The following is a 22413-nucleotide window of genomic DNA, read 5'->3' on the forward strand; positions in this document are numbered from 1 at the left end:
CACCAGCGAGCAACGCTCGCGAGAGGGGGAGGCTCCGTCTGGCTCTACCAGCGGAGGGGGCGACGTGAGCCCCCATAATAAATCTGAAAGGAGTATCGAAATGTTAGTGCCGATTGTGATCGAGCAAACGAACCGCGGCGAGCGCGCGTACGACATCTATTCGCGTCTACTTAAAGATCGGATCATTTTTATCGGGGCGCCGATCGATGACGTCTTTTCCAATTTGATTATCGCCCAGCTCCTGTTCTTGGATGCGGAAGATCCCGGGAAGGACATCAATCTGTATATCAACAGTCCCGGCGGTATGGTAACGGCCGGTCTCGCGATCTACGACACGATGCAGTACATCAAGTCGGATGTCTCCACCACCTGCATCGGCCAGGCCTCGAGCATGGGCGCGCTCCTTCTGACGGCCGGAAAGAAGGGCAAGCGCTTCGTGTTGCCCAATTCGAGGATCATGATCCACCAGCCGATGGGCGGCTTCCAGGGACAGGCCACGGATGTCGACATCCAGGCCCGTGAGATCCTGAAGGTGCGCGAGCGCCTCAACGAGATTCTCGCCCACCACAGCGGCCAGCCCATCGACCGGATCCGTCTGGATACCGAACGGGACTATTTCATGTCCGGGGAGGAGGCCCGGAAATACGGCTTGATCGACGAGGTCATCAGCCGCGCGCCGGACCTGAAAGAAAAGGGAAAATAGGAGATAAATCGGCATGGCCAAATCCGAGAAAAACGACGCCCTGTTGCGATGTTCTTTTTGCGGGAAGAGCCGGGACGAGGTGCAAAAGCTGATCGCCGGCCCCACCGTCTACATCTGCAACGAATGCATCGATCTGTGCAACGACATCATCGCGGAGGAATGGGAGGAGGATCGGGAGGCCGTCTCCTCCAAGCTCCCCAAGCCGAAAGAGATCAAGAAGATCGTGGACCACTACGTGATCGGCCAGGAGCGGGCGAAGAAAATGCTGGCGGTTGCGGTGCATAACCACTACAAACGGGTTTCGGCCGCGCCCGAGGTGGACGACGTGGAGCTGCAAAAAGGCAACATCCTGATGATCGGGCCGACGGGGACCGGCAAGACCCTGCTGGCCCAGACCCTGGCCCGGATCCTGGACGTTCCCTTCACCATCGCGGACGCCACGACGCTGACCGAGGCCGGGTATGTCGGGGAGGATGTCGAAAACATCATTTTAAAGCTCCTCCAGGCGGCGGACTACGACGTCGAACGGGCCGAACGCGGCATCGTGTACATCGATGAGATCGACAAGATCAGCCGGAAGAGCGACAGTCCCTCGATCACGCGCGACGTCTCGGGCGAAGGGGTTCAGCAGGCCCTCCTGAAGCTGATCGAAGGGACCGTGGCCAATGTCCCGCCTCAAGGAGGCCGCAAGCATCCCCATCAGGAATTCATCCAGGTGGACACCTCCCACATCCTGTTTATCTGCGGCGGAGCCTTCGTGGGGCTGGAGGCCCTGATCGAGCAGCGGATCGGACAGAAATCGATGGGTTTCGGGGCGCAGGTCCGGCCCAAAAAAGACCGTCATGTCGGCGACCTTCTGCGGATGGTCCAGCCGGAGGATCTTTTAAAATACGGCCTGATCCCCGAGTTCGTCGGCCGGCTCCCGGTGATCGCGACGCTGGAGGAGCTGGACGAGAAGACCCTGATCCGGGTTCTGACCGAGCCGCGGAACGCGCTGATCAAGCAGTATGAAAAATTGTTCGCCTTTGAGAAAGTGAAGCTCAAGTTCACGGACAACGCCATCGCGGCCATCTCGCAGAAGGCCCACGGGCAGAAGACCGGCGCCCGGGGGCTGCGGGCCATTCTCGAGGAAGTCATGCTGGACCTGATGTACGAGCTGCCCTCCCAGAAAAACGTGAAGGAGGTCATCATCAACGAGGACGTGATCCATCAGACGGGCCAGCCGATCCTCCTGTACGAGAATGACAAAGACGTCAAGACGGCCTAGCCGCCGGCACGGAGCATGCGACCGATCATCGGCATCACGCCGGATTTTAGCGACGGGATACGCAAGAGTCCCCGCTCGCCGGGCGAGCCCACCTATTTTCTAAGGGCGCGGTACGTGGACGCGATCAAGGATCTGGGCGGGATTCCCTTTCTTCTGCCGATCACCCGGGATGCCGAACTTCAGGCCGATCTTCTGAACCGGATCGACGGGTTGCTGATCACCGGCAGCGGTCCGGATCTGGACCCCCGGCTCTACCGCGAGCGTCCGACGGCGCGCTTCAAGATCATGAGCCGGGAGCGGGCCGCTTCCGAGCTGGGTCTGGCCCGGCGAGCCTTGAAGCGCAATCAACCGGTGCTGGGAATCTGCGGCGGGCTTCAACTCCTGAATGTGGCGATGGGCGGCAGTCTGGTTCAGGACATCGCGACCCAGGTCCGCGGGGCCCTGGTCCACCGGCAGGAAACCGCGGCCACCCGGCCCTCGCACCCGGTCAGGATTGTCCGGGGGACGCGCCTTCACCGGATCCTCCGGACCGAGCGCTTGAAGGTCAACAGTTCGCACCACCAAGCCCCGAAAATAGTGGCCAAGGGATGGAGGGTCAACGCCTTCTCGCCCGACGGGGTGATCGAGGGACTGGAAAGTCCGCGGCACCGCTTTGCCGTCGGCGTCCAATGGCATCCGGAGTTTTTATATCGCAGGGACGAGGCCAGCCGCCGGCTGTTTAAATCGTTCTTGCGACAGGCCGCGCGTCACGCCTCCCCCTGAATTATAACGCCGCATCGTTCGTGCCCATCCCTCATCGGTAGCCCGGCTTCACGTCCCGGTCCCTTTGGCTCCATCGCACCGACGGGGCCGTTCCGGAGGCGGGATTTGACAATTGGAAAAAATTTCTTTATTATGAATAGGTTATAACCGTACTGAGATTTGGAGCGGGTCATGAACGATTTTCCTCGAATCAAGCGCCTCCCTCCCTACGTGTTTGCGAGCGTGAACGCGCTCAAACTGGAGGCCCGGCGCAAGGGCGAAGACATCATCGATTTCGGCATGGGCAATCCGGACCAGCCCACCCCGAAGCATATCGTGGACAAGGCGGTCGAGGCGCTCAAAAACCCCCGGAACCATCGCTACTCGGCCTCCCGGGGCATCACGAAGCTGCGGGCGGCGATCGCGGACTGGTACCGTCGTAATTTCCAGGTCGAGATCGATCCGGAGACGGAGGCGATCGTGACGATCGGCTCGAAGGAGGGCATCGCCCACCTGGCCCTGGCCACGCTCGGTCCCGGGGACGCCGTGCTGTGTCCCAGCCCCACCTATCCGATTCATACCTACAGCGTCATCATCGCCGGGGCCGAAGTGCGGAGCGTCCCGCTCCGGGAGGACAATGATTTTTTTGAAGACCTCACCTCGGCCTACCGGAACGCCCTTCCCAGGCCCAAGATGCTGATCGTGAATTTTCCGCACAATCCGACGACGCGCGTCGTGGATGCGGGTTTTTTCAAAAAACTGGCGGACTTCGCGGCGGAGCACCGCCTGATCGTGGTGCATGATCTGGCCTATGCCGATCTGGTGTTCGACGGGTACAAGGCCCCCAGTTTTCTCCAGGTGCCGGGGGCCAAGGCGATCGGGGTCGAATTTTTCACCCTGTCGAAAAGCTATAACATGCCGGGATGGCGGGTGGGGTTCTGCGTCGGAAACCGGGAGATCATCAAGGCCCTGACGCAGATCAAGAGTTATCTGGATTACGGAATATTCCAGCCGCTCCAGATCGCGAGCATCATCGCGTTGAACGGGCCTCAGGACTGTGTCCGGGAGGCGGTCCGGATGTACCGCAGCCGGCGGAACACGCTGGTGGACGGCCTCAACCGGATCGGTTGGAAGGTGGAAAAGCCGCTCGCGACGATGTTCGTCTGGGCCCGGATCCCGGAGCCGTTCCGGGAAATGGGGTCCCTGGAATTCACCAAGATGCTTCTGAGCGAGGCGAAGGTGGCGGTCTCCCCGGGCATCGGGTTCGGAGAATACGGAGACGACCATGTCCGTTTTGCCTTGGTTGAAAACGAACACCGCACGCGCCAGGCCATTCAGGGAATCAAGAAAGTGCTGAAAAAAGCGTGAGGCGTGAGGAGTAAGGAGACCTAAGGGCGAACGGCATTGCGCCCGGAATCTTATGAATCCCAAAAGACAGAAGATCGGCGTAGGCCTCATCGGGTTCGGGACGGTCGGAACCGGGGTGGTCAAGATCCTCACGAAGCGCGCGGAGGAAATCCGCCGTCGACTGGGCGTTCCGCTGGAACTGGTCCGGATCGCAGACCTCGATTGGAAACGGGACCGCGGCGTCGCGGTGAAGCCGGCCCTTCGGTGCTCGAAGGCCGAGGAAGTGATCGACGATCCGGAGGTGGATATCGTCGTCGAATTGGTCGGCGGCTATGAGCCGGCGCGCACGCTCATCCTCAAGGCCTTTGAAAAAGGGAAGTGCGTCGTGACGGCCAACAAGGCCTTGCTGGCCGTTCACGGGGAGGAACTCTATCGCGCGGCGCAGAAGGCCGGGATGGATCTGGGGTTTGAGGCCAGCGTGGGCGGGGGGATTCCGATCATCCGGGCGATGAAGGAGGGCCTGGCCGCCAACCGCATCCTGTCCATTTACGGGATCATCAACGGAACGGCCAACTATATTTTAAGCAAGATGACCGAGGAGAAACGGCCCTTCGCCGAGGTATTGGCCGAGGCCCAGCGTCTCGGATACGCCGAAGCCGACCCCCGCTTCGACGTCGACGGCGTCGATTCCGCCCACAAACTGGCGATCCTGGTGACCCTGGCGTTCGGAACGCCGGTCGATATCAAATCGATCTACACCGAGGGCATTACCGGAGTGACCCCGACCGACATCGAGTACGCCAAGGAGTTCGGTTACCGGATCAAACTGCTCGCGATCGCCAAGGCCAACGACGGCTCCATCGAAGTCCGCGTCCATCCGACCATGGTCCCGGAGGAGTATCTGATCGCGACGGTGAACGGCGTTTACAATGCGATCTATGTCGTGGGCGACGCCGTGGGAAACACGCTCTTCTACGGCCAGGGGGCGGGGGCCATGCCGACCGGAAGCGCCGTCGTGAGCGATTTGATGGAGGCCGGCCGGAATCTGCTGTACGATTCGGTGGGCTGCGTGCCGCCGACCGGCTTCGATCCCGACCGGAGGGAGGTCCTGCGAATCCGTCCGATGGAGGAAATCCGGAGCTTCTATTATCTCCGGTTCATGGCCCTGGACAAGCCGGGGGTGCTTTCGCGGATCTCCGGCATCCTGGGAAAATACAACATCAGTATTTCTTCCATGATCCAAAAAGGCCGGAAAGTCGGCGAGGCCGTTCCGGTCGTGATGATGACCCACAAAGCCGTGGAGCGGGACGTTCGCCAGGCGCTGGCCGAGATCGACCGTTTTCCCGACGTCAGCGACCGAACGGTCTTGATCCGCGTCGAGGGGGAAGAGGAAGCCTGACCATGTGGAACGGGGTGATCGAGGCCTACCGGTCGTTTCTTCCGGTGACGGACCGGACGCCGGTCGTAACGCTGCTCGAGGGCAACACGCCCCTGATCCGGGCGAAGCATCTGGTGGCGGCGATCCAGCCGGAGGTCGAGCTGTATTTGAAATACGAAGGCGCGAATCCCACGGGATCGTTCAAGGACCGCGGCATGACGCTGGCGATCTCCAAGGCGATCGAAGGGGGGGCCTCGGCCGTGATTTGCGCCTCGACCGGCAACACCTCCGCTTCCGCGGCCGCGTACGGCGCGCGGGCCGGGATCAAGGTCTATGTCCTGATTCCGGAGGGAAAGATCGCGTCGGGCAAGCTGGCCCAGGCGATGATCCATCGTGCGGTCGTGATCCAGGTGGAAGGGAATTTCGACGAGGCCCTGACGATCGTCAAGGAAGTCTCGGAGAAATATCGCCTCACGCTGGTCAACTCGATCAACCCCTACCGCCTGGAAGGCCAGAAGACGGCCGCGTTTGAAGTCTGCGATCAGCTGGGAGGAGCGCCCGCGTTTCATTTTCTTCCCGTCGGCAACGCCGGAAATATCACGGCCTACTGGAAGGGCTACAAAGAATACCGCGGGCAAGGGCGGATCGACTCGCTTCCCCGGATGATGGGATTTCAGGCGGCGGGCGCGGCGCCGATCGTGCTGGGCCATGTGGTCGAGAAACCCCGGACGATCGCCACGGCGATCCGGATCGGGAATCCGGCCAGCTGGAAGAGCGCGGAGGCCGCGGCCGCGGAGTCCCGGGGCGAGATCAACCTGGTGACGGACGAGGAGATCGTGGAGGCCTACCGGATGATCGCCGGGACGGAGGGGGTCTTCTGCGAGCCGGCCTCGGCGGCCTCGGTCGCCGGCGTGATCAAGATGGGCCGGCAGGGGATTTTCAAGAAGGGCGATCGCGTCGTCTGCACGCTCACCGGGCACGGGCTGAAGGACGTGGAGACGGCGATGAACGTATCCCAGAAGCCGATCACGATCAAGGCCCGGCTGGAGGATGTCGTCAAGGTATTGGGGTATTAAAATGGCATTGATCGTTCAAAAATTCGGCGGGACGTCCGTCGGCAATGTCGAGCGCATTCAAAACGTGGCGGAGCGCGTGGCCAAGGTCAAGGCGGGCGGAAACGACGTGGTCGTGGTGGTCTCGGCGATGGCCGGCGAGACGGACCGCCTGCTGAAGCTCGCCAGCCAGGTCTCTTCCAGCCCCCAAGAACGGGAGGTGGACCTTCTGCTTTCTTCCGGCGAGCGGGTGACCAGCGCGCTGCTGGCGCTGGCGCTCCAGGAAAAGGGGTTCAAGGCGCAGGCCTTCACCGGCCGTCAGGTCGGAATCATCACGGACAGCACGCACACGAAGGCCAAGATCGAACGGATCGTGGCGGACCGCGTGCGGGAGGCGATCGGCGATGGGATCATTCCGGTCATCGCCGGTTTCCAAGGCATCAACCAGAAGTCGGATGTGACCACCCTGGGGCGGGGCGGCTCGGATCTGACGGCCGTCGCGCTGGCCGCGGCCCTGAAGGCCGAGCGCTGCGACATCTACACCGACGTCGACGGCGTCTACACGACCGATCCTCATGTCGTGCCGGAGGCCCGCCGGCTTAATAAAATCTCGTATGAAGAGATGCTGGAGATGGCCAGTCTGGGCGCCAAAGTGCTCCAGGCCCGTTCGGTCGAGTTTGCGGCCAAGTATCAGGTGGCGGTGCGTGTGCTGTCCAGTTTCAACGACGGGGAGGGGACGCTGGTGACCAAGGAGGACCGGGATATGGAACGGGTGGTGGTGTCGGGCGTGACCTACGACAAGAACCAGGCCAAGATCACGATCACAGGGGTGCCCGATCAGCCCGGGATCGCCGCGCGGCTGTTCGGCGTCATCGCCGGGGCGGGGGTCATCGTGGACATGATCCTTCAGAACGTCAGCCAGGAAGGCCTGACCGATATCTCCTTCACCGTCCCGAAGGGGGACGCCCGAAAGGCCGTCGAGATCGCGCGCCAGATCGCCCGGGAGATCGGCGCCCGGGATGTGCAGATGAAAGAGGACATTGCGAAGGTGTCGATCGTGGGCGTCGGGATGCGGACCCATTCCGGCGTGGCGGCCCAGATGTTCGCCGCCTTGTCGAAGGAAGGGATCAACATCATGATGATCTCGACCAGCGAGATCAAGATCTCCTGCGTCATCGACGCCAAATATACCGAATTGGCCGTCCGGGCCTTACATGATGCGTTTGAACTGGGGAAGTCCTAAATAAGCGAGCGACGGCGAGCGCAGGGAAGGGGGAGGCTCCATCCGGCTTTGCCGGTGGAGGGGGGATGGTCGCTCCCCCTGTAATCGTCGCGTTTGAACTGGGAAAAGGGTGAGGTTCGTCCATGCACTTTGTCGAAATTTACGATACGACGCTCCGGGACGGCGCCCAGTCCGAAGACGTCTCGTTTTCGGTCGAGGATAAACTCCGGATCGCCGAGAAATTGGACGGTCTCGGCCTGCACTACATCGAGGGCGGCTGGCCCGGGTCCAATCCCAAGGACATCGAGTTCTTCAAAAAAGTCCGGCAGCTCCCGCTGAAGAACGCGAAGATCGTCGCCTTCGGGGCGACCCGGAAGGCGGACAACCCGGTGGCCAAGGACCCCAACATTCAGGCCCTCCTGGAATCCGGCACCGATCTGATCACCCTGTTCGGAAAAAGCTGGGATCTGCATGTGACCGACGCCCTGGGCATTTCGCTCAAGAAAAACCTGGAACTGATCGCCGATTCGATCCAGTACCTCCGGGCCAAGCGGAAGAAGGTTTATTACGACGCGGAGCATTTCTTCGACGGATACAAGGCCAACCCGGACTACGCCTTAAAGACGCTGCGGCAGGCCGTGCAGGCCGGGGCGGATTGCATCATCCTGTGCGACACCAACGGAGGAGCGATGCCCCGGGAGGTGAGGGACATCTTCTCGACCGTCATGCAGGAGGTTCGGGTCCCCCTGGGCATTCATGCCCACAACGATTCGGAGATGGCCGTCGCCAACTCCATCATCGCGGTGGAGCTGGGGGCGGTTCAGGTCCAGGGGACGATCAACGGATTCGGGGAGCGGTGCGGGAACGCCAACCTCTGCTCGATCGTCCCCAACCTCAAGCTCAAAATGAAGGTGGACTGCATCTCGGACGAGCAGCTCGGACGCCTCAAGGACGTTTCGCGGTTCGTGACCGAGATCGCCAACCTGTCTCCGGACAAGCACCAGCCCTACGTCGGGGAAAGCGCCTTCGCGCACAAAGGAGGCGTGCACGTTCATGCCGTGCAGAAAAATCCGCTGACCTACGAGCATGTCCGGCCGGAAATCGTGGGAAACCGCCAGCGGGTCCTGATCTCCGACTACGCCGGGCGGAGCGTCCTCGAGGGCAAGGCGAGCGAGTTTCATATCCGCTTGAAGAAACGCAGTCCGAAGTTGACGCATCTGCTGCAGACCCTCAAGGAACTGGAGAGCCAGGGTTTCCAATTCGAGGGGGCCGAAGGGTCCTTCGAACTCCTGATGCGGAAGGCCGAGGGAACGCACCGGCGGTTTTTCGATCTGGTCGGTTTCCGCGTCATCATCGAAAAACGACGGGAGCGGGAGGAGCCGATCTCGGAAGCCACCATCCAGGTGAAGGTGGGCGATCACCTCGAGCATACCGCGGCCGTCGGCAACGGACCGGTGAACGCGCTGGACCATGCGCTGCGAAAGGCGCTGGAGAAGTTTTATCCGCAGCTCAAGGAAATGAAACTTCTCGATTACAAGGTGAGGGTGCTGGCGGCCAACAAGGGAACGGCGGCGCGCGTCCGCGTCCTCATCGAGTCGGGGGATCGGACCCGAAAATGGGGCACGGTCGGCGTCTCGGAAAATATCATCGAGGCAAGCTGGCAGGCGCTGGTCGACAGCATCGAATACAAACTTTTACAGGATCGAAGAAAGAAACGGTAAATAAAGCCGGTTCGCGGCTTTGCCGCGAGAGGCGCGGGGGGTGGGGGCATCGGAGGACGTTTTAAGAATCATCCGCACGGGCCCCCACGTACAATAGAAGGAAACGATGGATGATATGCCGTGAGCTCATGGCCGCCCGCGCGCGGGATCGGAGCCCTCTTCAAAGCGCCCTCTTTCTCGGGCTCGTCCTCGGAGCCGCTTCGGGAGGGGTCACGGGCTGCCGCTACGCCGCCGACCCGCCCCGGGACCAGCCGCCCGGACCGGAGGCCGCGGCGACGAGCGTGTATCATCCGGCGGGAGACCGGCCGGCGATTCCGGCGGTGGGAGAGTTGATTCCGCGCCATCGCTTTGCCCAGATCGCAAAATCGGTGGCGCCGGCAGTGGTTCACCTGAAAACCGTCCAGGAGCTCCGTGAAGAAGGCTCCCTGTTTCATCGAAGTCCCGGCCGGGCCTTTCTAAGGCATTTCTTCAAAAACCTCCTGGGGCTCTCCAGGGAAGTGGTCCTCAAGCAGGAGGGCGTGGGCTCCGGTTTTATCGTCGATCCGGCCGGATATGTCCTGACGAATTTTCACGTGGTCAAGCACGCTGTTGAAATCCGCGCCGTGCTGTCGGATGAGCGCGAGATGCCCGCCCGCGTGGTCGGCCAGGACGCGCGCGTGGACCTGGCCCTGTTGCGGCTTGAGGGCGAAGGTCCGTTTCCGGCGGCCGTCCTGGGGGATTCCGCCCGCCTGGAGTCCGGGGAGTGGGCGATGGCGGCGGGCAGCCCCTTGGGTCTGGCCCAGACGTTCACGGTCGGCGTCATCAGCGCCACCGGCCGGTCGCATCTCGGGATCACCTCCCGCGAAAATTTTATTCAGACCGATGCCTCGATCAATTACGGCAACAGCGGCGGGCCTCTCCTGAACATCAACGCCGAGGTCGTCGGAATCAATACGGCGATCATGCCCACGGGGCACGGGATCGGTTTTGCCATTCCGATCAACATGGCCCGTGAGTTCATCGGGGAGGTGCTGAAAAGTCCCCCGGTGCAAAGGGCCTGGCTCGGGATCGAGGCGAGGATGCCCGTGCCGGGGCGCGGCGATCGCGACGGGGTCGTCCTGCAATCGGTCCAGTGGCCCAGCCCGGCCTGGCGGTCGGGACTTCGAGCGGCCGATCGTATCATCCGGCTGGACGATCGGGAGCTAGGAGATGTCGCGCAGCTTCAGCGGTCGATCGTCAAAGGGGGAATCGGGATCGAGAGACGCCTGACCGTTGAGCGGGGCGGTGTCATCAAGGAGATTCGAGTTCGACCCGAGGAATGGCCGATGCGTATTTTCCCTTGACATTCTCTCTAACCTGTTGTATTTTATGTCCAATTTTTTAATCGAGGAATGATTCCCGAATTTGGCCGATCGAGTGGCCACCGAACGTCGTCGTAAACACCGGTCTTGAGGTCCTAGAAAAGGAGGCGAGGGATGAGAAAAGCCGACATTGCCAATGAGGTTTACGAGCGGGTCGGGATTTCGAAGAAAGAGGCGGCCGAGATCATCGAAACCGTTTTGAACACGATCAAGAGCGTGCTTCAAAAAGGAGAAGCGGTCAAGATCGCCGGTTTTGGGAACTTCGTCGTCCGAAGCAAGCGGGCGCGAAAAGGGCGGAACCCCAAAACGGGTCAGGAGATCGGAATTACCCCCCGGCGCGTGGTGACGTTCCGTCCCAGCCAGGTGTTCAAGAAATTTGTTAACAAGACATAGGTGGTCCTTGAAAAAGAAAACCAGCCTCGCGGCGGGGGCGCTGGGTCAACCCGAGAAGAGCCTGGACCCGGACTCACGGCCGGATTCGAATGGTCACGAGCGATTATTTTATAAGATCAGCGAAGTGAGCGACATCACCGGCCTGGAAGCCTACGTTCTCCGCTATTGGGAAAGCGAGTTTCCGATCCTCCGTCCCCAGAAAAGCCGGGGCGGGCAGCGCATTTACCAGAAAAAAGACATCGAAGCGATTCTGAAGATCAAACAGATGCTCTATGAAAAGGGATTTACCATCGCCGGAGCGCGGAAAGTGCTGGCGGCGAGGAACGGTGAACCTTCCGAAACCGCGGCCCGGCCGCTGTCCAAGGAATTTGTCTACCGCCTCCGGGGCGAGTTGGCCGAAATCCTGAGGATTCTTTCTTCACACGACAAACACCGTGTTTGATCCCGTTTTTTTATAAAAACACCCCGATTCCTGTCGGCTTGATCTTGGCGCACATTTGAAAACAAACACGGGGCGTGGCGCAGCCTGGTAGCGTACTCGCTTGGGGTGCGAGTGGTCGGCGGTTCAAATCCGCCCGCCCCGAAAAATTTGCACGGCAAATTTTTGGAGCAATGGAGCAATGGACATTGGAGAATGGACAGGGCTTCCATTGCGGTCTATTTTCCACTGATCCATTGTTCTTCCAAACCCCATGCTCATTCTTGTCACCAATGACGACGGCATCCAGTCGCCGGGGATCCGGGCCTTGGCGAAGGCGATGAAGCGGTTGGGGGAGGTCTATGTCGTGGCGCCGGATCGCGAGCGAACCGCGGCCGGGCACTCCCTCACCTTGCACAAACCCCTCCGGATCGAGCCCCTGGGCCGCCGCGCGTTCAGCGTCAGCGGGACCCCCACGGATTGCGTGAACCTGGCGGTCAATGAAATCCTCCCGCGCCGGCCCGACCTCGTGGTTTCCGGCATCAACCGGGGCGGAAATCTCGGGGACGACGTGACCTATTCTGGAACGGTATCGGCCGCCATGGAAGGGACGCTGGTGGGGATCCCGTCCATCGCCCTCTCGCAACTGGGAGAGGCGCATTTCCATTTTGAAACGTCGGCGCGGTTTGCGACGCGCCTCGTCCGCCAGGTGTATCGCTTCGGTCTTCCCCCGGACACCCTCTTGAATGTCAACGTCCCCGATCTGCCTCCTCCGGCGGTCAAAGGGGTGCGCGTGACCTGTTTGGGCAAGCGAATTTTTGATTCCAATAACATCATCAAGAAAGAAGATCCGCGGGGCAAGACCTATTACTGGATCGCCGGAAACCGGGTCTCCTGGGAGGAACGCAAGGACACGGATCAGGAGGCGGTGGAAAGCGGCCGGATCTCGGTGACGCCCGTTCATCTGGATCTGACCAATTATACCGCCCTGGCGGCCTTGCGGGAATGGGAGAAACGGTTGACGCCGTTTCGCCGGCGGACGCGTCCCTCCCGCCGTCCCTGACGCCCCGCGCCGGTCCATTCCAATCCGGAATCCGTTTTATGATGATCGACGACGAACGCGCACGGCTGAGGATGGTGGATGAGCAGCTCACCGCCCGGGGCATCCGGGACCGGCGGGTCCTGTCGGCGATGGGGCGGGTGCCTCGCCACCGCTTTGTGGAGGAGGCCCTTCGGGACCGAGCCTACGGCGACCATGCCCTTCCCATCGGCGAACAACAGACCATTTCGCAGCCCTACATGGTGGCCTTGATGACCGAGACCCTCGCGCTGAAGGGCTCCGAGCGGGTTCTCGAGATCGGAACGGGGTCGGGGTACCAAACCGCGGTCCTGGCCGAGCTGGCCGCGCAGGTTTATTCGATCGAACGGATCGATGCCCTGGCGTTGAAGGCGCGCCGGCTGCTCGCCGCGCTCGGCTACCGGAACGTGACGATCAAGGTGTTCGACGGAACCTACGGCTGGAAGGAGGAGTCGCCGTTCGATGCCATCCTGGTGACGGCCGGCTCGCCGGAGATCCCCCTGCCGCTGACCGAGCAACTCGGGGAGGGAGGGTGCATGGTGATCCCGGTGGGGGATCGAACGAACCAGGTTTTAAAGAAGGTGAAGAAGACCTCCGCCGGCCTCGAGGTCACGGCGCTGAAGGGATGCGTCTTTGTGCCGCTCATCGGCGGTCACGGGTGGCTGGACTAAAACGGGTGATGAACGGATGCTGAATATCGCGAATACCATGACCGGAAGGAAGGAGCCGTTCCGCCCGGGGCGGGGCCGGAACGTCGGGATGTACGTCTGCGGCGTGACGGTGTACGATCGCTGCCACCTGGGCCACGCCCGCTCGGCCGTCGTTTTCGATCTGATCCGGCGCTATCTCGAATACAAAAAATTCCGGGTCCGCTTCGTCAAGAACTTCACGGATGTGGACGATAAGATCATCCGGCGGGCGGTTCAGGAAGGCCGGTCCTGGACCGAGGTGGCCGAGACCTATATCGGGGCCTATCGGGAGGACATGGGGCGTCTTGGAGTGCGACCGGCGGACCGGGAGCCGAAGGCGACCGAATTTATCCCGGAAATGATCCGCTTGATCAAAAAGCTGATCCGGAAGGGCCACGCCTACTCCGTCGACGGCGACGTCTATTACCGCGTCGAGACGTTTAAAGGTTACGGCAAGCTTTCCAAACGGAAATCCGACGAACTCCTGGCGGGCGCGCGCGTGGAACCGGACGAGCGGAAGGAGAATCCCTTGGACTTCGCCCTCTGGAAAGCGGCCAAGCCGGGGGAGCCGAGCTGGGAGAGCCCGTGGGGTCCCGGCCGTCCGGGGTGGCACATCGAATGCTCGGCGATGTCGATGAAGCTTCTGGGGATCTCTTTCGATATTCACGGCGGCGGGATGGACCTGATCTTCCCCCATCACGAGAACGAGATCGCGCAGTCCGAGGGTGCGACCGGGGAAACCTTGGCGCGCTATTGGGTCCACAACGGCTTCGTGAACGTGAACCGGGAAAAGATGTCCAAGTCGCTCGGGAATTTTTTCACGATCCAGGAGATTTTCGAGAAATCGCCCTGGCCCGAGCCCGTAACCGCTGAGGTCCTTCGTTACTTTCTTCTCTCGACCCATTATCGAAGCCCGATCGACTTTTCGGACGAGGCGCTCCAATCGGCCAAGGCGGGCCTGGACAATTTCTACACCATGTTCCAGAAACTGGAGGAGCAGACCGAAACGGCGTCCCGGCCGCTCGAGCGGAAACTCGGCGCGGCGCTCAAGGCCTTTCCGAAAAGATTCGAGGCCGCGATGGATGACGACTTCAATTCCGCCATCGCCATCGGCGAGATGCAGCAGCTTCGCGCGGTGGTCAACGCCGTGTTGGCCCGGGGAATCTCCCGGTCTTCGTCTCAAGCCGTCATGAAACTTTTTCGGAAGTACGGCGGCTTGGTGGGCCTCTTTCAGGTTCCCTTAATAAATTGGCGATTCGATGTAAAGGCGGCAGCTATAAGCCATGCCGAAGCGCATGCCTCCGGTACTTCAAGCGCTAAAGCTATTTCCGAGTCACGGGGCTCTGATGAGTTTGAGAAAGAGATCAACCAATTGGTTATTGCTCGAGAAGAAGCACGGAAAAAGAAGAACTGGGCCGAGGCAGATCGGATCCGCGATGAACTGGCAAGGAAGGGAGTGGTCCTTGAGGACCGGCCGGACGGAACGACGCGGGTGAGGCGGTGAAGGAGTCTTCCGGCCCAAAGACCTCCCGTTCGGACCCCCGGGATAAAGCAGACCGCATCTTCGGCATCCATCCGCTGATGGAGGCGCTTCAGGGGGAGCGGAGCGTCGAGCGCATTTATATCGCCAAAGGACGGGGCGGGGGCGCCGTGGAAGATCTGATCCGGCTTGCGCGATCCAAGGGCGTGCCGCTTCATTTTGAGCCCCGCGAAGTCCTCGACCGTATCGTCGGCAGCACCAAACATCAAGGCGTCATGGGTCTGGTCGCGGCCAAGGCGTACGGGACGCTGGATGCGATCCTGGAGCGCGCCTCGAAACAAGGGGAGGCGCCGGCCGTTCTGGTGTTGGACGGCGTGGAGGATCCGCGAAATCTCGGGGCGATCTTACGGACCGCCGACGCGGCCGGATTCCACGGCGTGGTCATTCCGCAGCGCCGGGCGGCCGGGCTGACCGAGACGGTGGCCAAGGCCTCGGCCGGCGCGCTCGAGCATGTCGCCGTGGCCCGCGTCGTCAATCTGACCCAGGCGCTTGAAACCTTGAAGGCGGCGGGGCTGTGGATTTACGGGCTGGACCCCGGCGCGGAGAAAAATTATCTGGAGATCGATTATCGCGGGCCGGTCGCGATCGTCGTCGGCGCGGAGGGGGGAGGCATCAGCCGGCGGGTGCTGTCGGGCTGCGATGAGCGCGTCCGTCTGCCGATGAAGGGCCGGGTGGCCTCGCTGAATGTCTCGGTGGCGGTCGGCGTGATGGCCTACGAAATCCTCCGCCAAAGGACGCCCCGTCCATAAGAGAGGGCCCGTTTGACCGAGCCCTCCCTGCTCCGGCGGCTTTTGTTTGACCCGGCTAAGGCTCGGGCGCTAAATTATGCGAAGGTAAGGCGCGAAAAATTTGCCCGACGTGGGCGGGCCGCGTCCTTCGCCAAGCCGGGGACCCAAACAAAAGCCGAGGTCGCAGTCCGGGCTGAGTCAAACAGGCGCACCAAGAGTCATTGTCGGAATGAGGCCTGAAGCCGGAGGGTGAGAGAGCCGGCCATGCGCTCGAGGACAATTTAAGATCCAAACCACTCTAGGGGATGCAGTAACGGCTGCGTCCCCGGACAGACGTAATCCGAAACAAGACTCGATCTCCCTCGGACGCATATGGGCAGCGAAAGAATCCTTCGGCGAAGGCCTCAAACCCGGCACACGGTCACGTCTGGAAAGGTTCGGTTTAACAGGTAACCTATCAGTTAGAACGACTTCAGCAGTTCCTGTTTCTTCTCGTTATACTCTTCGTCGGTAATCAAGCCCTCTTCCTTGAGCTTGTTCAGCGTTTTGAGCTTGTCTTCCAACGTGAACGGCAGGGGCGCGACCGGGGCCGGCTCGACTTTCGCCGGTTCCGTCGGCGGCGCGGCGGGCTGGGGCGCCGCGGTTTGGGGAGGCGCGTTCAGAAGGGAGGCGTAATCGATGCTGAGCCACCGATTCGGGGAGACCTTTTCCTGACCGCCGGGGGCCTTGGTTTCTTCTACGAGCGACTGGAAGGGGCCGGGGGTGAGGTAGAAATCCTGGTCGTTCGTTCCCGGGAAGGGGTTGCCGCCGGTCGGGATGTCCGGTTGACCCGGCTGGTTGCCCATCCGATACCGCCCCAGGATGATGTTGAGATGTTTGTCTTTGACAAACGCCACCCCGGAAGAGGTGGTCCCTTTATAGACGCTCCGTTGATGGTGGAGGAAGAACACGACCCGTTCGTCGGGTTGCGCGGTCCGGAGCGCGGTCGCGAGCGGCTTCGCCAGGAAGGCGGCTTCCGCCGGAATGAAGGCCGGCTCGGGGGTCGCCTTGGACTTCAGAATAAGCGCGGAGAGCATCCCCGGCGGCTCGACGACCTGTATCGATTCCAGAATCCGCTTCATGTCGGCGTCGCCGATGTCCGCCGGATGGTCGAAATGCAGAGGGATCGGCTGCTTCGACTTGTCCAGCCAGGTTTCCAGGGTGACCGAATTGTAGTTGTCCTCCAGGATCGCCTTGGAAACGGTCCGGCCGGTGGCGCACCCCGCGGCGAAGGCGCACAGGAGGAGAACCCCGATGAAGAATAACGGCTTTCGCATCGCGTTCCTTCTGGAATAGTGATGGGCGATATTAAATCACAGTTCCTTCCCGGATGCAATTTTAATTCGAGGGGCCCGGATTGCGGTTGAGTAAGCCCGGGGATTCTGGTATCGTTTAGGATGATGACTCAAAAAGGGGATCGAAAATTTCCGGCGACGATGGCCACGCAGCATCCGGACCATGCCAACGTCCCGTACTGGAAGAAAAACGGCGAGGCCTTCATCAACACCCAGGAGGAGGTCGAGGAATGCATCAGCGCGTTTCGCGACCTCCGTTGCCAGGAGTACATGTGGGATTGGGAGGGAAAGTACGTCGACGAGGCCGTCGTGGACAAGCTCGTCTCGAGCTATTACGACTTCTTCAAACGTCTCCATCTCGGAAGAGACGTCTTCCTGACCTTCCGTCTCCCGAACATCTGGCACGAGAAGGGCTACCGCCTGGCCCGCGCCTACATGGGGATCCTGACCTTCGAGGACCTGACCTCGGATCTGGGCTTCGCCCATCCGCCGGTCTTCGAGGTGATCCTGCCGATGACCGACGAGGCCAAAAAACTGATCCATCTCCAGAGAACCTTCGGGCAGGTGGCGCAGCTCAAGAACGCGGCGTTCGGCAGCCGGAAAGGCATCGATTACCTCCGGGTCATCCCCTTGATCGAGGGCATTTCGGAGCTGACCGGTTCCCGGAAGATCCTGCACGATTATCTGGAGCTCCATGAAAAAGAGTACGGGACGCGTCCGGACTACCTGAGGCCTTTCATCGCGCGGTCCGACCCGCCCTTAAACGCCGGCCTGGTCCCGGCCGTGGTCGCCGCGAAGATCGCCTTATCGGAATATTACAAGTTCGAGGAAGAGTCGGGCGTTCCGGTCTCTCCGATCATCGGCGTGGGGTCGCTGCCGTTTCGCGGCGGGCTGGCCCCCGACCGGGTGAAGGATTTCCTGGCCGAGTACCCCGGGGTCCGCACGGTCACGATCCAGTCGGCCTACCGCTACGACTATCCCCTCGACGAGGTGAAGCGGTCGCTCCAATTTCTCAACCGCCATCTGGCGAAGGGCCGTCCCCGGATCTATTCGCCCGAAGAAATCCGGGAAGGGGAGGTCCTCAGCGGAATCTTCGCGAAACATTACCAGCAGACGGTCGAGGGCCTGGCCGGAATGGTCAACAAGTTTTCGAAGATCATCCCGCAGCGTCGGGAGCGCATGCTCCATATCGGGCTGTTCGGCTATGCGCGGGGCCTCGGCGGCAAACGCCTCCCTCGCGCGATCGGATTCACGGCGGTGCTCTATTCCCTGGGCATCCCTCCGGAGCTGATCGGAACCGGCCGCGGCTTGCGCGAGGTCCGGGAGAAGGGACTGACGGAGGCCTTGAAAGGATTCTATCATAACCTGGAGAAGGACCTGATCCGGGCCGGCCATTTTCTCAACAAAGAAAACCTGAACTTCCTGGCCCGACGGTCCCCGGCCTGGCGGGGCGTCGAGAAAGACGTGGAGGGGATCGAAAAATTTCTGGGCCGCGAGCTGGGGCCCGAGACGGTCGAGCATTATCTCCACCGAAACCTCGTCTCGAGCGCCTATCTCCTATGGCAGTCCGGCAAGATCCCGTCCGACCGGATCCTGGAAGCCGCGAAGATTCGGCGGAGTATTGGGTAGGAACAAGATCGCCTCTCGAACGAATATGAAAAACGCCTCCGGTTCAAGATTGGATCATCCACGTGTCCTTCTGATCACCCCGCCCTTTACCCAGTTGAACACCCCTTATCCGGCGACGGCTTATCTCACCGGCTTCCTGCAATCAAAGGGCTTCCCGGTTTTCCAGGCCGATCTTTCGATCGAGACCTTCCTCGCTCTTTTTTCCCGGCCCGGGCTGTCCCGCCTCTTCTCGGCGATCCGCGATCGGGAAGAAAATCGATCCTCCTCCGGCGGGGTCCTCACGTGGGGGCTCATGATGGAGGAGCGGTATCTCGACACGATCGATCCGACGATCCGCTTCCTCGAAGGCGCCGACCCTTCCCTGGCGACGCAGATCTGCGGGCGGCGCTTTCTGCCGGAAGGCCCCCGGTTCGCGAATCTAAAAGAGGATGATTGGGCCTTCGGAAGCCTCGGCCAGTCGGATCGGGCCAAGCATATCGCCTCCCTTTATATCGACGACCTGACCGACTTGATCCGGGCGACGGTCGAGCCCCGCTTCGGCCTCAGCCGGTACGCCGAGCGCCTGGCGGCCTCGGCCGCGTCCTTCGATCCGCTCCGCTCGGCGCTGGAGTCCCCGCCGGGGCTGATCGACCGGATGTTGGAGGAGGCGCTCGAGCGTTCCCTGAACGAGACCGTCCCCGACCTGGTCGGGATCACCGTTCCCTTCCCCGGAAATCTCTACGGCGCGCTCCGCGCGGCGGCGTTTATCCGCCGGCACCGTCCCCGGACGAAGATCATCCTCGGCGGCGGCTACGTCAACACCGAGTTGCGGGAGCTGGCCGAGCCCCGGCTTTTCGATTACGTCGACTACGTGACCCTCGACGCGGGCGAGGCCCCCGTTCTCGCGATCCTTGACGCCCTCCGAGCGTCCGATCCGGACCCGCCCCTCTGCCGGACCTTCGTGCGGCGCGGCGGACGGGTCGTCTACCGCGACACGACGCCGGAGCGGATCGTTCCCTTCGCCGAGACCGGAACGCCGACCTATCGCGGCCTCCCGCTCAAGCGGTATGTCTCGATCGTCGAGATGTTGAATCCGATGCATCGGCTCTGGTCGGACGGCCGATGGAACAAATTGACCGTGGCCCACGGCTGCTACTGGAAAAAATGCGCCTTCTGCGACGTGGGGCTTGATTATATCCAACGTTACGAGCCGGCCCCGGCGACCCTTCTGGCCGACCGGATCGAGGCCCTGGTCGAGGAAACGGGGGAAAGCGGGTTTCATTTTGTCGACGAGGCGGCGCCCCCCTCCCGTCTCGCCGATCTGGCGCTGGAGCTCCTCGACCGCGGCCGCGTCATTTCCTGGTGGGGAAATATCCGTTTCGAAGAGAGCTTCACACCCGATCTCTGCCGTCTGCTGGCCGCGTCCGGCTGCATCGCCGTGACCGGCGGTATGGAGGTCGCCGCCGACCGGCTCCTCGCGCTCATGGAGAAGGGGATCGATGTCGCGCGGGTGGCGCGGGTCGCCCGCGCCTTCACAGGGGCCGGGATCATGGTCCATGCCTATCTGATGTACGGCTTCCCGACCGAAACCGTTCGGGAGACGATCGAGAGCCTGGAGCGGGTCCGCCAGCTCTTTGAGGCCGGGATTCTCCATTCGGCCTTCTGGCATCGCTTCACGGCGACACGCCACAGCCCCGTGGGGCTCCGCCCCGGAGCGTACGGAATCACGATCACCGGCCCGGCCCGCGGCCCCTTCGCCAATAACGATCTGACGCACCGCGACCCCGCCGGAAGCGATCCGGAACGGTTGGGGCCCGGCCTCGCGAAGGCGGTTTACAATTATATGCACGGGACCGGACTGGAAGCCGACGTCCGCCGTTTCTTCGACTTCAAGCTCCCCAAGCCGAAGGTTCCGAAGAATTTCATCCGGGCCTCACTTCGGGCTTCTTCATCTTCACGGGATGATCTTGATGGAAGGGTGATCTGGCTGGGAGGGACCCCGTCGGTCAGGCCGCTCCGGTCCGGCAAGGTCTCGCTCCTCCTTCCCGGAAACGAGGAGACCGATGAGATCGAATTAAAAGCCGCTCCGGCCGAATGGCTTCGTTCGCTCATACGGGATTCCAGGCCGCGGGGGCGAAAGGGCGCCCCATATCCCCGCCTGGCCGAGGCGAAGGGGCGTTACCCGGGGTCGGGGGGGAAAGCGTTTGAGACGTTCATCAAAAGCCAAGAGTGGAAGGCCGTCCGCGCGGCCGGACTGCTCCTGATCTGAGATCCTTCCCCGCATCGCGCCGGGGAGAAAGGGATCCGTCCATTGAATCCGACCGAAAGTTCTCCCGGGCTTTTTTTGAAGAGGGCCTGGAAACGATTGAGCCCGATTCCCGGCGGGGCCTGGCTCTTCAGCCGACTGATCGGCTGGCGGGTGCCCTACAGCGGCAGCATCGGAGCGCGGGTCGTCGCGTTAGGTCCGGGTTACGCGCGGGTGACGCTCCGCGACCATCGCCGCGTTCGCAACCATCTCCGTTCCATCCATGCCGTGGCCCTCGTCAACCTCGGCGAGATGACCAGCGGGCTGGCGCTCTACACATCCCTTCCCCCCGATATCCGCGGAATCGTCCTGTCGATCTCGATCGAATATTACAAAAAGGCCCGCGGCCGCTTGACCGCCGAAAGCACGGTGACCCTTCCGCCGATCGGCTCGGGCATCGACCATGACGTTCACGCCGAGATCAAGGACGCGGCGGGGGTCCGCCTGGCGCGAACCACCGTCCGTTGGCGGCTCGGGCCGGCATGACCGGGACTTCGCCAAATCCCCCCTCGCTCGACACCCCCTTGACCCGCCATGCCGGAATCGCGGTTCCGCTGATCTGCGGGGCGATGTACCCCTGCAGCAATCCGGAATTGATCGCGGCGGTCTCCGAAGCCGGCGGGATCGGGATTGTCCAACCGGTCTCGCTGACCTATGTCCACGGACATGACTTCCGGGAGGGTCTCCGGCTGATCAGACGGCTAACCCGGAAACCGATCGGGATGAACGCGCTGATCGAAGAGACCTCGAAGGTATACCGCGATCGGATGGCCCGATGGATCGATATCGCCCTGGAGGAGGGGATCCGGTTTTTCATCACCTCGCTCGGCAAGCCCGACTGGGTCGTCGCAAGGGTCCATTCGGCCGGGGGGATCGTCTACCACGATGTCACGGAGCGCCCGTGGGCCGAGAAGGGGAGGGATGCCGGGGTCGACGGACTGATCGCGGTGAACGATCGGGCCGGTGGGCACGCGGGACCGCTAGGCGCGGAGGCTTTGATGGACACGCTCCGGCCGTTCGGGCTTCCGCTGGTCTGCGCCGGCGGGATCGGGACGGAAAACGACTTCGCGGCGGCGCTGCGCATGGGGTATGCCGGCGTCCAGATGGGAACGCGCTTTATCGCCACGGAGGAATGCCGGGCCAGTGCCGCGTACAAGGCGGCGATCCTTCGGGCCGGGGAGGGGGACATCGTATTGACCGAGCGGGTCACGGGCGTTCCGTTGGCGGTGATCCGAACGCCGTATGTCGAACGACGGGGGCTGAAGGCCGGCCCGGTCGGGCGGTGGATGCTGCGCGGCCGGAAGACCAAGCACCTCATGCGGACAATCTACGCGCTTCGTTCGGTCTTCGAATTGAGGCGGGCTTCATTGGACGAAACCGGAAAGCGGGAATATTGGCAGGCGGGGAAGAGCGTGGCCGGCATCGACCGGATCGAAGCCGCCGGGGCGATCGTCCGGCGCTTCGCCGCGGCCGTTTGAAAGAACGGGACGGCTGTATTATAATCCGGACGGTCCGGCGGGTTTCGCGCCGGAGGCTCAACCCCGGAGAA

At 62.0% G+C, this 22413-nt stretch carries 20 protein-coding genes and 1 tRNA gene; 20 read left to right on the forward strand and 1 reads right to left on the reverse strand.

All coding sequences use genetic code 11. From position 1 onward, the window contains the following. The first annotated feature begins 94 nt into the window (after positions 1 to 94). The 16 genes from clpP (at position 95) to rlmB (ending at position 15638) form a co-directional block, all read left to right on the forward strand. Positions 95 to 703, forward strand: coding sequence for an ATP-dependent Clp endopeptidase proteolytic subunit ClpP (gene clpP, locus VMN77_07605; protein HTN43647.1), 609 nt, complete (start codon positions 95 to 97; stop codon positions 701 to 703). A 13-nt stretch (positions 704 to 716) separates the two neighbouring features. Next, a complete protein-coding gene (gene clpX / locus VMN77_07610) occupies positions 717 to 1970 on the forward strand; it encodes an ATP-dependent Clp protease ATP-binding subunit ClpX (GenBank protein ID HTN43648.1) in 1254 nt (417 codons plus the stop codon). Positions 1971 to 1985: 15 nt separating this feature from the next. Further along, a complete protein-coding gene (locus VMN77_07615; protein HTN43649.1) occupies positions 1986 to 2732 on the forward strand; it encodes a gamma-glutamyl-gamma-aminobutyrate hydrolase family protein in 747 nt (248 codons plus the stop codon). A 171-nt stretch (positions 2733 to 2903) separates the two neighbouring features. Further along, a complete protein-coding gene (gene alaC / locus VMN77_07620; GenBank protein HTN43650.1) occupies positions 2904 to 4079 on the forward strand; it encodes an alanine transaminase in 1176 nt (391 codons plus the stop codon). Between the two features lie 52 nt (positions 4080 to 4131). Then, positions 4132 to 5457, forward strand: a complete 1326-nt coding sequence (locus VMN77_07625) for a homoserine dehydrogenase (protein HTN43651.1) — start codon at positions 4132 to 4134, stop codon at positions 5455 to 5457. After that, positions 5454 to 6512: a threonine synthase gene (gene thrC, locus VMN77_07630; GenBank protein ID HTN43652.1), complete on the forward strand. Its 1059-nt coding sequence runs from the start codon at positions 5454 to 5456 to the stop codon at positions 6510 to 6512. The genes VMN77_07625 and thrC overlap by 4 nt, the downstream gene beginning before the upstream one ends. A 1-nt stretch (position 6513) precedes the next feature. After that, the gene (locus tag VMN77_07635) at positions 6514 to 7731 is read left to right on the forward strand and encodes an aspartate kinase (GenBank protein ID HTN43653.1); all 1218 of its coding nucleotides are present in this window, start codon (positions 6514 to 6516) and stop codon (positions 7729 to 7731) included. A 122-nt stretch (positions 7732 to 7853) separates the two neighbouring features. Continuing rightward, on the forward strand, positions 7854 to 9431 hold the full coding sequence (cimA, locus tag VMN77_07640) for a citramalate synthase (GenBank protein HTN43654.1): 1578 nt from the start codon (positions 7854 to 7856) through the stop codon (positions 9429 to 9431). Between the two features lie 110 nt (positions 9432 to 9541). Continuing rightward, positions 9542 to 10753 carry a trypsin-like peptidase domain-containing protein gene (locus VMN77_07645; protein HTN43655.1) on the forward strand — a complete coding sequence of 404 codons (1212 nt, stop codon included), beginning with the start codon at positions 9542 to 9544 and terminating at the stop codon, positions 10751 to 10753. A gap of 132 nt (positions 10754 to 10885) precedes the next feature. Further along, entirely contained in the window at positions 10886 to 11164 is a 279-nt protein-coding gene (locus VMN77_07650; protein ID HTN43656.1) for an integration host factor subunit alpha, read from the forward strand. 7 nt (positions 11165 to 11171) lie between these two features. Next, positions 11172 to 11606, forward strand: coding sequence for a MerR family transcriptional regulator (locus VMN77_07655; GenBank protein HTN43657.1), 435 nt, complete (start codon positions 11172 to 11174; stop codon positions 11604 to 11606). A gap of 68 nt (positions 11607 to 11674) precedes the next feature. Next, a tRNA-Pro gene (locus VMN77_07660) sits at positions 11675 to 11748 on the forward strand. A 108-nt stretch (positions 11749 to 11856) separates the two neighbouring features. Next, on the forward strand, positions 11857 to 12645 hold the full coding sequence (surE, locus tag VMN77_07665) for a 5'/3'-nucleotidase SurE (protein HTN43658.1): 789 nt from the start codon (positions 11857 to 11859) through the stop codon (positions 12643 to 12645). 44 nt (positions 12646 to 12689) lie between these two features. Beyond that, positions 12690 to 13331, forward strand: coding sequence for a protein-L-isoaspartate(D-aspartate) O-methyltransferase (locus tag VMN77_07670; GenBank protein ID HTN43659.1), 642 nt, complete (start codon positions 12690 to 12692; stop codon positions 13329 to 13331). A gap of 16 nt (positions 13332 to 13347) precedes the next feature. Further along, a complete protein-coding gene (gene cysS, locus VMN77_07675; GenBank protein HTN43660.1) occupies positions 13348 to 14853 on the forward strand; it encodes a cysteine--tRNA ligase in 1506 nt (501 codons plus the stop codon). Continuing rightward, positions 14850 to 15638: a 23S rRNA (guanosine(2251)-2'-O)-methyltransferase RlmB gene (gene rlmB, locus VMN77_07680; GenBank protein ID HTN43661.1), complete on the forward strand. Its 789-nt coding sequence runs from the start codon at positions 14850 to 14852 to the stop codon at positions 15636 to 15638. Before cysS ends, rlmB begins: the two co-directional genes overlap by 4 nt. Positions 15639 to 16078: 440 nt before the next feature. Here rlmB and VMN77_07685 read toward each other — a convergent pair whose 3' ends face one another. Further along, entirely contained in the window at positions 16079 to 16933 is an 855-nt protein-coding gene (locus tag VMN77_07685; GenBank protein ID HTN43662.1) for an SHOCT domain-containing protein, read from the reverse strand. Positions 16934 to 17053: 120 nt separating this feature from the next. Between VMN77_07685 and ppcA the strand changes: the two genes are divergently transcribed. Genes ppcA through VMN77_07705 form a run of 4 tightly spaced genes read left to right on the forward strand, consistent with a single transcriptional unit; the run spans position 17054 to position 22342 of the window. After that, positions 17054 to 18580, forward strand: coding sequence for a phosphoenolpyruvate carboxylase (ppcA, locus tag VMN77_07690; protein ID HTN43663.1), 1527 nt, complete (start codon positions 17054 to 17056; stop codon positions 18578 to 18580). A 49-nt stretch (positions 18581 to 18629) separates the two neighbouring features. Further along, on the forward strand, positions 18630 to 20828 hold the full coding sequence (locus VMN77_07695) for a radical SAM protein (GenBank protein HTN43664.1): 2199 nt from the start codon (positions 18630 to 18632) through the stop codon (positions 20826 to 20828). Positions 20829 to 20870: 42 nt separating this feature from the next. Further along, positions 20871 to 21350, forward strand: a complete 480-nt coding sequence (locus VMN77_07700; GenBank protein ID HTN43665.1) for a hotdog fold domain-containing protein — start codon at positions 20871 to 20873, stop codon at positions 21348 to 21350. Continuing rightward, positions 21347 to 22342: a nitronate monooxygenase gene (locus VMN77_07705; protein HTN43666.1), complete on the forward strand. Its 996-nt coding sequence runs from the start codon at positions 21347 to 21349 to the stop codon at positions 22340 to 22342. Before VMN77_07700 ends, VMN77_07705 begins: the two co-directional genes overlap by 4 nt. Positions 22343 to 22413 lie beyond the last annotated feature (71 nt).

It is taken from the genome of Nitrospiria bacterium, from assembly GCA_035498035.1.
Lineage (GTDB): Bacteria > Nitrospirota > Nitrospiria > JACQBZ01 > JACQBZ01 > JACQBZ01.

What these genes read in the sequence shown, in the direction of transcription:
- alaC (HTN43650.1), top strand. Translation starts at nt 2,904, where the DNA reads ATGAACGATTTTCCTCGAATCAAGCGCCTCCCTCCCTACGTGTTTGCG.
- clpX (HTN43648.1), top strand. Translation starts at nt 717, where the DNA reads ATGGCCAAATCCGAGAAAAACGACGCCCTGTTGCGATGTTCTTTTTGC.
- cysS (HTN43660.1), top strand. Translation starts at nt 13,348, where the DNA reads ATGCTGAATATCGCGAATACCATGACCGGAAGGAAGGAGCCGTTCCGC.
- ppcA (HTN43663.1), top strand. Translation starts at nt 17,054, where the DNA reads ATGATGACTCAAAAAGGGGATCGAAAATTTCCGGCGACGATGGCCACG.
- VMN77_07685 (HTN43662.1), bottom strand. Translation starts at nt 16,933, where the DNA reads ATGCGAAAGCCGTTATTCTTCATCGGGGTTCTCCTCCTGTGCGCCTTC.
- VMN77_07705 (HTN43666.1), top strand. Translation starts at nt 21,347, where the DNA reads ATGACCGGGACTTCGCCAAATCCCCCCTCGCTCGACACCCCCTTGACC.
- VMN77_07635 (HTN43653.1), top strand. Translation starts at nt 6,514, where the DNA reads ATGGCATTGATCGTTCAAAAATTCGGCGGGACGTCCGTCGGCAATGTC.
- surE (HTN43658.1), top strand. Translation starts at nt 11,857, where the DNA reads ATGCTCATTCTTGTCACCAATGACGACGGCATCCAGTCGCCGGGGATC.
- VMN77_07625 (HTN43651.1), top strand. Translation starts at nt 4,132, where the DNA reads ATGAATCCCAAAAGACAGAAGATCGGCGTAGGCCTCATCGGGTTCGGG.
- VMN77_07650 (HTN43656.1), top strand. Translation starts at nt 10,886, where the DNA reads ATGAGAAAAGCCGACATTGCCAATGAGGTTTACGAGCGGGTCGGGATT.
- VMN77_07615 (HTN43649.1), top strand. Translation starts at nt 1,986, where the DNA reads ATGCGACCGATCATCGGCATCACGCCGGATTTTAGCGACGGGATACGC.
- VMN77_07645 (HTN43655.1), top strand. Translation starts at nt 9,542, where the DNA reads ATGATATGCCGTGAGCTCATGGCCGCCCGCGCGCGGGATCGGAGCCCT.
- cimA (HTN43654.1), top strand. Translation starts at nt 7,854, where the DNA reads ATGCACTTTGTCGAAATTTACGATACGACGCTCCGGGACGGCGCCCAG.